The sequence below is a fragment of the Streptomyces sp. NPDC059832 genome, from assembly GCF_042731715.1.
Classification (GTDB): domain Bacteria; phylum Actinomycetota; class Actinomycetes; order Streptomycetales; family Streptomycetaceae; genus Streptomyces.
In genome coordinates, this window is record NZ_JBHWIY010000028.1 from 103,328 (window position 1) to 115,444 (window position 12,117).

At 69.8% G+C, this 12,117-nt stretch carries 9 protein-coding genes; 1 reads left to right on the plus strand and 8 read right to left on the minus strand.

Annotation, left to right across the window (positions count from 1 at the left end; all coding sequences use genetic code 11):
• Nucleotides 1-163: 163 nt before the first annotated feature.
• Nucleotides 164-2,296 (minus strand): SpoIIE family protein phosphatase, encoded by a 2,133-nt coding sequence (locus ACFV8T_RS34560; RefSeq protein WP_385335313.1) that lies wholly within the window; start codon nucleotides 2,294-2,296, stop codon nucleotides 164-166.
• A gap of 243 nt (nucleotides 2,297-2,539) precedes the next feature.
• On the opposite strand from ACFV8T_RS34560, the gene ACFV8T_RS34565 reads away from it, so the two are divergent.
• Nucleotides 2,540-3,613: an enoyl-CoA hydratase/isomerase family protein gene (locus ACFV8T_RS34565; protein ID WP_385335315.1), complete on the plus strand. Its 1,074-nt coding sequence runs from the start codon at nucleotides 2,540-2,542 to the stop codon at nucleotides 3,611-3,613.
• Between the two features lie 84 nt (nucleotides 3,614-3,697).
• Here the strand turns inward: ACFV8T_RS34565 and ACFV8T_RS34570 are convergent, their stop codons facing one another.
• The 7 genes from ACFV8T_RS34570 to ACFV8T_RS34600 all read right to left on the minus strand — a co-directional run.
• Complete coding sequence (locus tag ACFV8T_RS34570) at nucleotides 3,698-5,161, minus strand: arabinose isomerase (protein ID WP_385335316.1); 1,464 nt, start codon at nucleotides 5,159-5,161, stop codon at nucleotides 3,698-3,700.
• A gap of 86 nt (nucleotides 5,162-5,247) precedes the next feature.
• Complete coding sequence (locus ACFV8T_RS34575; RefSeq protein ID WP_385335318.1) at nucleotides 5,248-6,726, minus strand: rhamnulokinase family protein; 1,479 nt, start codon at nucleotides 6,724-6,726, stop codon at nucleotides 5,248-5,250.
• 15 nt (nucleotides 6,727-6,741) lie between these two features.
• Nucleotides 6,742-8,787, minus strand: a complete 2,046-nt coding sequence (locus ACFV8T_RS34580; RefSeq protein ID WP_385335320.1) for a bifunctional aldolase/short-chain dehydrogenase — start codon at nucleotides 8,785-8,787, stop codon at nucleotides 6,742-6,744.
• Between the two features lie 65 nt (nucleotides 8,788-8,852).
• Complete coding sequence (rhaI, locus tag ACFV8T_RS34585) at nucleotides 8,853-10,019, minus strand: L-rhamnose isomerase (RefSeq protein ID WP_385335322.1); 1,167 nt, start codon at nucleotides 10,017-10,019, stop codon at nucleotides 8,853-8,855.
• A gap of 408 nt (nucleotides 10,020-10,427) precedes the next feature.
• Nucleotides 10,428-10,655, minus strand: coding sequence for a hypothetical protein (locus ACFV8T_RS34590; RefSeq protein WP_385335324.1), 228 nt, complete (start codon nucleotides 10,653-10,655; stop codon nucleotides 10,428-10,430).
• Between the two features lie 88 nt (nucleotides 10,656-10,743).
• A complete protein-coding gene (locus ACFV8T_RS34595; protein ID WP_385335325.1) occupies nucleotides 10,744-11,235 on the minus strand; it encodes a hypothetical protein in 492 nt (163 codons plus the stop codon).
• Between the two features lie 119 nt (nucleotides 11,236-11,354).
• Nucleotides 11,355-12,117, minus strand: a 763-nt coding sequence (locus tag ACFV8T_RS34600; RefSeq protein ID WP_385335327.1) for an FAD-binding oxidoreductase, incomplete at its 5' end; no start/stop codon positions are given.

The following is a 12,117-nucleotide window of genomic DNA, read 5'->3' on the forward strand; positions in this document are numbered from 1 at the left end:
GCGCAGTACCGCACAGCCCGGAAGAATGACCCGGGGGTCCTGACAGGGTACATCTAGGCCAGGACCACTGTTCGAGGCGGTGCCTCCCCACGCCTGGTGCGGGGGGCGGCACATCCCCCGGACTGCCACTACCCGCGGGGCGGCCCGTCCTTCGGGGCCGTCGTCACACCCGCTTCGTGGCCGGCCGGGGAGTGACGGTGGGCGGCACCGAGGGGCCGATCTCGCACCAGACCGCCTTGCCCTCGCCGCGAGGCTCGATGCCCCAGCGGGCGGCGACGGCATCCAGGAGCAGCAGGCCCCGCCCCGATGTCGCGGTCTCACCCGGGCTGCGACGCCTGGGCCAGGCGCTGGAGCGGTCCTGCACGGACAGGCGGACCCGCCGCACGGGTTCCGGCAGCACTTCCAGAGTGAGGACCGCGCCGCCCTCCGTGTGCAGCAGGACATTCACCAGCAGCTCGCCGGTCACCAGCTCGGCATCGTCCGCGAGTTCGGCCATGTCCCAGTCGGTCAGGGCCTGGCGCACGATGGTCCGCGCGTCGGACAGCCCCTCCGGGTCCGCCTGGTGGATGTACTGGTGCAACCGCGGGGCCCGTGGCGACCCCGGGTCCGGGCTGCGCCGGAGAACCAGAAGGGCCACGTCGTCCCCCGAACCCCAACGCTCCCAGAGCTGGTCCGACAGATGGTCGGCCAGTGCCTGGGCGCTCGCCGGCCCCGCGCCCACCTCGTTGATCAGTGCCTGCACACCCGCATCGATGTCGGCCCCCGGCTCCTCCACCAGGCCATCGGTGTACAGGACAAGAGTCTCGCCCGGCACCAGGTCCAGACGGGTCTCCGGGAACTCCTCGTCCTCGAATTCGGTCGAGATGCCCAGCGGCAGTCCGCCCCGCACCTGGGGGCTGCCGACCCGGCCGTCCATATGCCGGATCAGTGGGCCGAAATGTCCGGCCCGAACCACGCGCACGGTTCCCGAAGCCAGTTCGACCTGGGCATACGTACAGGTCGCGAAGCGGTCCGTGTCCAGTTCGGCGAGGAAGCGCGAAGCCCGCGCCAGCACCGTCGAAGGCGGATGCCCCTCGGCGGCGTACGCGCGCAGGGCGATGCGCAACTGCCCCATGATGGCGGCGGCGTGCGTGTCATGGCCCTGGACGTCGCCGACCACGATCCCGAACCGGTTCTTGGGCAGGCCGATCACGTCGTACCAGTCGCCGCCGACCTGGCGGCCGCTCCAGGCGGCGTGGTAACGCACGGCGATCTCGCCGCCCTCGATCTCCTGGATCCGCCGCGGCAGCATCGCCGACTGAAGGCCGGTGGCGAATTCGCGTTCCTCGTCGAAGAGTTTCGCGCGCTGCAGGGACTGCGCCACGATCGCGGCCAGCCCCAGACACAGATTGCGCTCATCCGCGTTGAAGGTCGTGTTCTCGCGGTAGAAGAGCGCCAGGGTGCCGAGGGAACGCGCCTGGGCGACGAGGGGCAGATAGGCGACGGCCTGGAATTTCAGCCGGTCGGCATAGGGGGCCAGCACGGGATAGCGGCAGGTGAGAGCCGTGACCGAGGTCAGAAACCGGGGCCGGCCGCTGAGCACGGTGTCCGCCAGCGGGAACCGCCGGTCCAGCCCCGCGTCCCCGAGCGCGTCGATGGCCTCCACCGAGTCGCCGCTCAGAGCGAGGGCACTCAGCGTCGTGTTCTCGACCAGACCGAGCGAGAGACCGTCCGCCCCGAGCCGGGCAAGCCCACCCGGGCCGGTGAGCGCGGCGGTCACGTCATCGACGGTCACCGCGCGTGACAGCGCGCTGGTTGTTCGTTCGACGATGCTGGTCTGCCGCTGTCGCCGTTTTTCCAGGTCGAGCAAGAAGGCCGAATACGTGACCTCCGCAGTGGCGTCCTGCACCACCCCGATGATCCGGTGCGCATGTCCTTCGTCACTGCGCAGAATGCGCGCCTGGATGTGGGTCCACTGGTCCCTGCCGTCGTCCAGCGGCACCCGGAGATGAACGCTGAATGAACTGCGTCCACTTTCGATCGCCTCCGTGATCGCCACATCGAGACGGGTCCGCTCCGACTGTTCGAGTCGGTCCAGCACGGTCTCGGGCCGTGAGTCGAAGGTCTGCGGGTCCAGACCGAACACCAGCAGCCCGGCGTCGTCCATGTCGAGCGTCCCGGCGTCCACGTCCCACTCGAAGCTGCCCGTCCGATTCATGGCAAGCCGCTGCGCCGTCGCGTTGTCGCCGTTGTGCGTTTTCTCGATCAGCAGGCGTGGCGGGACGGAAGTGCTCGGTTGCTGGTCGTGATCGGTCATTCCTGCTCCGGAGGTCGCCGGGCGGGGCTGCCGGACGGCGCGGCCCGAACCGGGTCACTCAATTGTCGAACCGGTTCCGGCAGGTTGCCACAGCGGACACCCGGAAGGATCCGGCAGGGAAGCCGAACCGGGCGGACTCCGGACCCCTGCTGCCCCGGCACGGACCCCGCCCCGGAGAATGGCAGCGGAAGATCGTCCGCGATCGGCGGTCGATACGGCACAGGGGCTGACCGGAGCGCATTCATGACCCACGAAGATCCCGTTCTGCTGCACACCGAGGGGCGTGTCCGGCACATCACCCTCAACCGTCCGGGCGCCCTGAACGCGCTGAACCACGCCATGGTGGTGCGTATCGACGCAGCACTCGCCGACGCCGAGCTCGACGACTCCGTCGTCGCGGTCCTGATCACCGGGGCGGGCGAGCGCGGCCTCTGCGCGGGTGGCGACATCCGGTCCATCTACGAGGACGCCCGCGCCGGCGGCGGCACATCGATGGACTTCTGGCGCGACGAATACCGGCTCAATGCCCGCATCGCCCGATTCCCCAAGCCCTACGTTGCGATCATGGACGGCATCGTGATGGGCGGTGGCGTCGGTGTCTCGGCCCACGGCGACGTCCGTGTCGTCAGCGAACGCTCGCGTGTCGCCATGCCCGAGACCGGCATCGGATTCGTCCCCGACGTCGGCGGCACGCATCTGCTCGGTGCGGCGCCCGGTGAGCTCGGCACCCATCTGGCGCTCACCGCGGAGGCGGTCGGCGCGGGTGACGCGCTGCTGTGCGGTCTCGCCGACCATTTCGTACCCTCGCGGCGTCTCGCCGAACTCACCGCGGACCTCGCCGGCTGTGGTACGGCTGGTGAGATCGAGGAGACGGTGCGGCGGTACGCCTCACCCGCGCCGGACGGCGAACTGGCCGCGCACCGTGAGTGGATCGATTCCTGCTACGGGGCGGACTCGGTCGAGGAGATCGTCGACCGGCTCGACAGCAGCGGCGTCCCCGCCGCCAAGCAGGCCGCCGAAACCATCCTCACCAAGTCGCCGACCGCGCTCAAGGTGACTCTTTCCGCTCTGCGCAGAGCACGTGGGCTCGACAGCCTGGAGGCGGTGCTCGACCAGGAGTACCGGACTTCGTGCACCGCCTACACCCGGCCCGACCTGGTGGAAGGCGTGCGTGCCCAGATCATCGACAAGGACCGCGATCCGCAGTGGAGCCCGGCGGCTCTCACCGAGGTCACCGAGGCCGACGTGGCACTCTTCTTCGCCCCGCTGGGCGACCGCGAACTCGGCCTGGCCGCCGCTCCCAGCGTGACGGCCTGAGAGCGACGGACCGGGACGAACCAGGGCGGGTCGCGACGGGCCGAAACGGACTGTGGCGGAGCGAGGGGAGACCGCGTACAGGAATCAGAGGTCGTTCGGCCCGTCGACCGTACGGAACGGGATGCCGAGCAGGTCGGCCGCGGCCTTGAAGTCCTTGGCACGATGGCCGGTGCACAGCGTCCAGTGGTGACCGATGCCGGTCGCGGCCCAGGTATCGGTCCACTCGCCGGGGTCGAAGCCGAAGTCGACCCGGGAGGTGGTGTTGCCGATCTCCAGCAGCGGCCCCGGTACGACCTCGCCCTCGGAGGCGATGAAGGTGAAGGTGCCGTCGGCCTCCTGCCCGATGCCGAACGTGGTGACCGGGCCGTGTCTGACGTCGAACTCCACACTCACGCCCCAGCCGCGTTTGCCGTGGTAGACGCCCAGCCCGCGCAGCAGCGGGTCTTTGGCGCTGATGGCCAGGTGGGCGGGGCCGTCGTGGCCCATCTCGACAACCCGGTCGCGGAAATTGAGGGCCTGGAGTTCGGTGAAGGAGCCACCGGCGCCGATGGTGTCGGCGATCAGCATGGCGAGGCTGGTGCGCAGTTCGTACTCACCGGCCATCGGGATGCCACGTGCGGTCAGCAGCGACGCGCCGAGGATCATGCCGGCGCCGAGCCGCTCGTGGATCTCGCCCTCCAGACCGCGGTGGTAGTAGGCGAGACTGTCCAGTCCGAAGTCCTCGACGAGCCGGTCCAGTCCGACCGAAACCCGTGCCGCCCAGGCGAGATCGTCCTCGTCGACGGACTCGTCGAGGGTGAAGACCGTACGGGCGAGCGCGACGCGTTCGGCGGCCGCCTCGTCCGTCACGGCGGCGACCCGGACCCGCAGGTCGTCGAATTCGAGGACTTCGACATGCCCGCCGAACTGGGTGGAGACCAGCGTCATGTCGGTGGAGACGTCGAGCATGCCGGGGTAGAGGTGGCCCATCAGACCGTGCCGGCCGTGGCGCATCGCGCCACGCACCTGCGCGGCACGGATCCAGCGGCGGATCCGCTTCCAGGCGTTCTCGTCGCGCAGATGGCCCGAGACGGAACGGAACGGGATCCCCCCGCGCCGGAACACATTGGCGATCTCCGGCAGCGGGCACTGCCCGCAGTACGCCAGCCACTTGCCCGTGTCGGTGTCCGGATGGTCCATCGCCTCGGTCGGCTGGAGGTCGATGACCAGCACCGGAGCATGTGCGCGCTGGGCGATCGGCAGCACCATCGAGGCCGTGAGATACGTCGTCAGAAACGTCACGACGATGTCGCAGTCGGCCGCCCGTAGCCGTTCCGCGGCCCTTGCCGCCTCCTGCGGATCGGAGATGAAACCCGCGTCGACCACCTCGCAGCCCATCTCCTCGAACCGCCCGGTCACGAAGCGGGCCGACTCCCGCAGTCGGTCGAGCAGACCGGGGAACTGCGGCCAGTACGCACCGAGTCCGCCGGACACCAGACCGACACGGGTACGACGGCGCGGGGTGCGGGCGAGCACACCGTCGAGCACGCTGGGCGAGACATCAGCCATGAGATTCCTTCCTTCGGTTCCATCGAGGGCCCGGACCTCCCCGGAGGGCGCCCCGGTTCCCGGCCGAGGGCAGGGCCGAATGGGCCTCACGCCCGTTTCAGCCGCGCAGCGGCCAGGTCCCAGGCCCGCCCGTCCCCCTGCGGGGTGTAGTGGCGCAATTCCTGTGTCCGTGCCACCAGTTGTCGCATGTCCGCGAGGTCGCCCACCAGTCCCTGGGCGCGTGCCTGCAACAGGATGTTGCCGAGCGCGGTCGCCTCGGCCGGTCCGGCCGTGACGGGCAGCCCCGTGGCATCCGCGGTCCACTGGCACAAGAGCTCGTTGCGCGACCCCCCGCCGACGAGATGGATCCGGGTCAGCTCCCGCCCCGCAAGGCCGGCTGCCTCCCGCAACGTCCTGCGGTGGGCCAGCGCCAGGCTCTCCAGCACACACCGGGCGTAGCCGCCGGCACTGTCGGGCGGTACCTGCCCGGTCCCCAGGAGATGGGCGTCGATGCGCGACGGCATGTCACCCGGCGCGAGGAACGCCTCGTCGTCGGGATCGATCACCGCCGCGAACGGCCGGGCACGGGCCGCCTCTGCGAGCAGTGCGGCCAGGCCCGGATCCTCGCCCCGCCGGTCCCAGGTCCGCCGGCACTCCTCCAGCAGCCACATCCCCATGATGTTGCGGAGATGGCGGACCGTGCCGTCCACCCCGCGCTCATTGGTGAAGTTTGCCGCGCGGGACTCCTCCGTCAGTACCGGAGCCGACAGCTCAAGTCCGGCCAACGACCACGTACCGCAGGACACATAAGCGAACCCGGGCTCGATCGCGGGCACCGCCGCGACCGCCGCCGCCGTGTCGTGCGAGGCGACGGCCGTCACCGGTGTTCTGGCCGGCAGACCCGTGTACTCGGCAACATGCGGCAGCAGCGTCCCTGCCGGATCACCCGGCTCGCGCAACGGGGGGAACCAGGAACGCGCCAGACCCAGTCGGCCGATCAGCGCATCGGACCAGCCGCCGGCCGACGCGTCGAACAGACCGGTCGTCGACGCATTGGTGATCTCCGCCCCCACCGTGCCGGTCAGCCAGTACGTCAGCAGATCGGGGATCAGCAGCATCGTCCGTGCCGCACCCCACTGGGCACTCGCACGGTGAGCGGCAAGCTGGAACACCGTGTTGAACGGCAGATGCTGCAACCCGCTGACGGCATACAGCTCCTGCGCCCCGCACACGGCAAGCACCTGCTCGGCGGCCCTTGCGTTCCGGCTGTCCCGGTAGTGGAACGGCAGCCCGATCAGTGCCCCGTCCGCATCGAGAAGGCCGTAGTCGACCGCCCACGTATCGATGCCGATCGAGGCGATCGGACCGCTGCGCGCTGCCATGCGCAGACCGTCCAGCATCCCCTGGTACAGAGCGAGCACGTCCCACCGCAGCCCGTCCGGCAACCGCACCGGCGTATTGGCGAATCGGTGCACCTCGTTCAGTTCGAGCCTGCCGGGCCCGGCCAGGCCGGTGATCACCCGGCCGCTGGTGGCACCGAGGTCCACGGCGGCGAAGGCCGCCTCGCTTCGTGACGTCACAGACATGGAGAACTCATCCGGTCATCGAAGGAAGGCCGCGGCCACACCGGCGTCGACGGGAACGTGAAGTCCGGTCGTGTGCGTGAGGTCCCCGCCGGTCAGCGCGAACACGGCGTTGGCCACATGCTCCGGGAGCACCTCGCGCTTGAGAAGGGTCCGCTGGGCGTAGAACTCGCCGAGCTTCTCCTCCTCGATGCCGTACGTTGCCGCGCGCTGGGCGCCCCAGCCGGCCGCGAAGATGCCCGAGCCACGCACCACGCCATCGGGGTTGATGCCGTTGACCCGGATCCCGTGCTCGCCCAGTTCGGCAGCCAGCAGCCGCACCTGGTGGGCCTGATCGGCCTTGGTGGCCGAGTAGGCGATGTTGTTCGGACCCGCGAACACCGCGTTCTTCGACGTGATGTAGACGATGTCACCGCCGAGGTTCTGTGTTCTCATCACCCGGGCGGCCTCGCGCGAGACCAGGAACGAGCCGCGCGCCATGATGTCGTGCTGAAGATCCCAGTCCCGGGCCGTCGTCTCCAGCAGCGGTTTCGAGATGGAGATCCCGGCATTGTTCACGACGAGATCCACACCGCCGAACGCCAGCACGCCGGCCCGGAACGCGTCGACGATCTGCTCCTCACTGGTCACATCGACCGTCACGGCGACAGCCTTGTCGGACCCGCCGAGTTCCCGCGCCACCGAGGCGGCGTTCTCCGCGTCGATGTCCGCGACGACGACACATGCCCCCTCCGCGACCAGCCGGTGCGCGATGGCCTTGCCGATGCCGGACCCCGCGCCCGTGACCAGCGCCACCCTGGTGGCCAGCGGCTTCGCCTTCGGCATCCGGCGCAGCTTGGCCTCCTCCAGCTCCCAGTACTCGATCCGGAACTTCTCGGACTCCTCGATCGGCGCGTACGAGGAGACGGCCTCGGCGCCACGCATCACATTGATGGCATTGAGATAGAACTCCCCGGCGACCCGGGCCGTCTGCTTGTCCTTGCCGAAGGAGAACATGCCGACCCCGGGCACCAGCACGATCGCCGGGTCCGCGCCGCGCATCGCGGGGGAGTCGGGGCGGGCATGACGCTCGTAGTACGCGCGATACGCCTCCCGGTACTCCCCGTGCAGCTCCTTCAGCCGCGCCGCCGCCTCGTCCAGCGGGGCGTCCCCGGGCAGATCGAGCACCAGCGGGCTGACCTTCGTGCGAAGGAAGTGGTCCGGGCACGAGGTGCCCAGAGCGGCGAGCCGCGGGTGTTCGGTACGGGCGAGGAAGTCCAGCACCGGCTCCGTGTCGGTGAAGTGGCCCACCTGAGCGCGGTCGGTGGAGGCAAGACCGCGGATCAGCGGGGCGAGCGCGGCCGCACGCTCCCGGCGCCGCTCCTCGGGAAGGGGTTCCCGGCCCGCCCACGCGGGGCCGAAGGGTTCAGCCCTGCCCCGCTCCTGGAGGAAGGTCTCGGCGGTACGGATCATCCAGAGGGCGTTGTGCTCGCACTCCTCGGACGTCTCGCCCCAGGCCGTGATGCCATGGCCGCCGAGGATCACCCCTACGGCCCGCGGGTTGGCCTCCTTGACCGCGGCGATGTCCAGACCGAGCTGGAATCCCGGCCTGCGCCAGCCCACCCAGGCCACCTTGTCGCCGAAACACTCCGCGGTGAGCTTCTCACCGTCGGCGGCGCACGCCAGCGCGATTCCGGAGTCCGGATGCAGATGGTCGACATGAGCGGCCTCGACCAGGGCGTGCATCGCCGTGTCGATGGACGGCGCCGCACCACCCTTGCCGTGCAGGCAGTAGTCGAACGCCTGGACCATCTCGTCCTCGCGCTCCACCCCCGGGTACACGTCCCTGAGCGCGCGCACCCGGTCCAGGCGCAGCACGGCGAGCCCGGCCTCGGTGAGCGTGCCGAGATCACCACCGGAACCCTTGACCCACAGCAGTTCGGTGTCGCCGCCGGTGACCGGGTCGGTGCCGGTGGCCTTGACCGATGTGTTACCACCGGCGTAGTTGGTGTTCCGGGCGTCGGCGCCGATCCGGTGGGCGCGTTCCAGGAGTGCGGCGACTTCGGCGTGCGTCGCGGAGGTCATGGGATTCCTTCGTGGTCGGGGGTCCGTCTGAACCGGTCGGTGAAGGTGCGGGGAGGAGACGGAGCTCAGGCGTCCCAGCCGGCCTGCTTGCCACCGACCCGGGCGGCGGCGATCCGCTCCTGGTTGCCCGAGGCCAGATATGCGGCGAACGGGTTCCTGGCCAGGCCGAGTTCCTCACGCACCTCGGCCAGCAGCGGACGCACATCGGTGTTGTACGCATCCATCAGGGCGCCGTTCGCGGCCAGCACATCGCCGGACTGCTGCGCGGCGCTCAGCGCGTCCATGTCGACCAGCAGCGCCTTGGCGGTGGCTTCCTGCACATTGGCGACCGACCGGATCACGGCGGGGATCTTCGCTTCGATGTTGTGGCACTGGTCGAGCATGAAATTGACGTTCGTCCCGGGCTTCAGGCCGCCGTTCCTGACCACCTCGTGCATGATCCTGAACAACTGGAACGGGTCGGCCGCCCCGGCCATCAGATCGTCGTCCGCGTAGAACCGGGAGTTGAAGTCGAACGCGCCGAGCTTCCCCGCGCGCAGCAGAAAGGCCACGATGAACTCGATGTTGGTGCCCGGTGCGTGGTGCCCGGTGTCCACGACCACCTGTGCCTTCGGACCGAGACCCTGGCAATGCGCGTACGCCGTACCCCAGTCGGGCACGTCGGTCGCGTAGAACGCGGGCTCGAAGAGTTTGTACTCCAGCAGCATCCGCTGATCGGCACCCAGCCGCTCGTACACCTCTGCCAGCGCCTCGGCCAGCCGGTCCTGGCGGCCCGTGATGTCGTCCTGCCCGGGGTAGTTCGTGCCGTCGGAGAACCAGAGCTTGAGATCGGGAGACCCGGTCTCGTCCATGATGTCGACGCACTCCAGCAGATGATCGGTGGCCTTGCGGCGCACCTTCGGATCGGGGTGGGTGACCGAGCCGAGCTTGTAGTCGTCGTCCTGGAAGACGTTGGAGTTGATCGCCCCGATCCGCAGCCCGAGATCCTCGGCGTGCCGGGTGAGCACGGCATAGTCCTCGACCTTGTCCCACGGAATGTGCAACGACACCTTCGGCGCCACGCCCGTGAACGCGTGCACCTGCGCCGCGTCCTCCAGCTTCTCGAACGGATCGCGCGGCACACCCGGCTGCGCGAACACCTTGAATCGTGTCCCGGAGTTCCCGTACCCCCACGACGGCGTCTCGATGACCTGGGACTTCAGAGCTGCCTTGACAGCCGACACATCAGACATGAACACCTCGCAAGCAGAGTCATCCAGTGACCGATGACCGTTCGGATGCATGAATCGTTTCATCTGGGTCGTACGCTAGATTTGGCACCAGCTTCCAGTCAAGGAGCTGGTCGGGTTCTCTTGCTGACTTGAATCAATTCATTGAGCGGTCGCCCGGTCCGCCCATCCGCTCGGAGCATGGTGGCGCATCTCGGGGCGCCGAGGTGAAGAGAGACGGCGCGAGGCCGCGACGACGACCGCAATGCCTGACGGTCACACGCCGCGGACCGCGGACCGTCGAGCCTCGAAGCCGATTGTGCGACGTCGGACGCCGATTCCCGGACGCCGGACGGGGCCGGCCGAGCCGATTCGGCCCGCCCGTCCGGCGGTGGAGCACCCTGCGCCCGCGGTGCCGTTCAGCAGGTGCGCTCAGCGACCGCCGCCGGACATGCTCGGCTGCAGCGAGCTCACGAGGTCGAAGAACCGGGACTCGTTGCCGCAGAGGCCGGCACGTCGCAGCGCACCATCGGCCTCGGCGATCGGCGAGGCGAGCAACGGCACGTACAAGGGGCCGTCCTCCGGCTCCGCGAGCGCGGCACGAGTGGCCTCCAGCAATCGGACATACGCCTGGGCCGCGGCGAGTTCGTCATTGCGCATCTCAGCATCTCCCGGTCAGAGGTGTCGGACCCACCAGCATCCCCCATGGGTCTGACAACGCCCGCCGACGGCGGCGGGTGGGCGCCCGCTACCCGTCGTTCGGCCCTCGCGCACCGGCCGGTGGTTCGACCTCCAGGAATCTTCGGCGACGCGCTCCGCGGTACAGCAGCACCGTCCAGCCCAACTCCCGCAGCACGGCCGCGCACCGGGCCAGCTCGGCCTCCTCCGCATGGGCGGCTCCGCTGCCGGGCGGCCCGAGCCAATCGACACGTACCCCGCCCGGTGTCTCACCCTGCTGCAAGCGGTATCCGGTCGCCGTGCGCAGGCCCGATCCGTCGACGGCCGAGGCGGCCAGGCCCGATGCCTCCAGCGCGATGGCGACCGCCCGAACCGGCCGGTGTGTCTCCCACGGGGCGGGTACGCCCTGCGGGTCGGCGTGTCCGGTGTTCGTCAGCCGGCGGATCTGCAGCATTCCCTCGAACGCCGTCCGCACGGAAGCGGAGCGCTTTCCGTCCGGCACCGGAGCCGACGGGCCGTCCCCGGTGGCCGGTTCGAACCCGGTCTCGCGCTCGGTGCCCATCAGTGTCCCCCTTCGCCCCTGTTGTACTGCTGCCAGTGTGCGCCGTGCCACTGACAGCGGATCGGGTCCGGGGCCCCGACCGTACTCCTGGCCGATGCCGTCGCGCCCGGTACCCCGGGTCACATCTGCGGAACGACCCCTCCGCCGGTGGGCGTCGGACCGTCCCCGCCGAGCACCTTGCCCGGGTTGAGGATGCCGTGCGGGTCCAGCGCTGCCTTCACCGCGTGATGCATGCCCAGCACCGCGGAACCCAGCTCCTTGTCCATCCCGCGCATCTTCAGCAGTCCCACCCCGTGCTCGCCCGTCACCGTGCCCCCCAGGGCGATGGCATCGTCGAGGATTTCCTCGAAGGCCAACTGGGCGCGGGCGCGCGCGGCTTCGTCGCCGGGCGTGGTGATGATGAGCGGGTGCAGGTTCCCGTCCCCGGCATGAGCGATGTTGGCCACCAGAATGTCGTGCCGGGCCGCTGTCTTCTCGATCCGGGCCAGCATCTCGGGCACCGCGGTCCGCGGCACGCACACGTCCTCGGTCAGGACCGGGCCGAGGCGCTCCAGCGCCGGGTAGGCCAGCCGACGCGCCTGGAACAGCGCATCGGCCTCCTGCTGGTCCGTGGAGACCGCGGCCCAGGTGGCTCCCGCCCGCTCGAAGCACTCCCGCACCAGCTCGGCCTCGGCGTCGCCCTCCGTGCCCGGCGTGTCGACCCGGCCGAGCAGCACCACGTCCGCGTCGGCGGGTAGCCCTATCCTCTTCCATGCGTCGACGGCGGCCAGGCAGTGACGGTCGACCCACCGTATGGTAGCCACCTCTAACGCCGCCGAGGACGGCCCCCGCGTAGCGATCAATCGCCGCAGGCTCACGCACAAGGGGGTGGGCGGGAGGCGG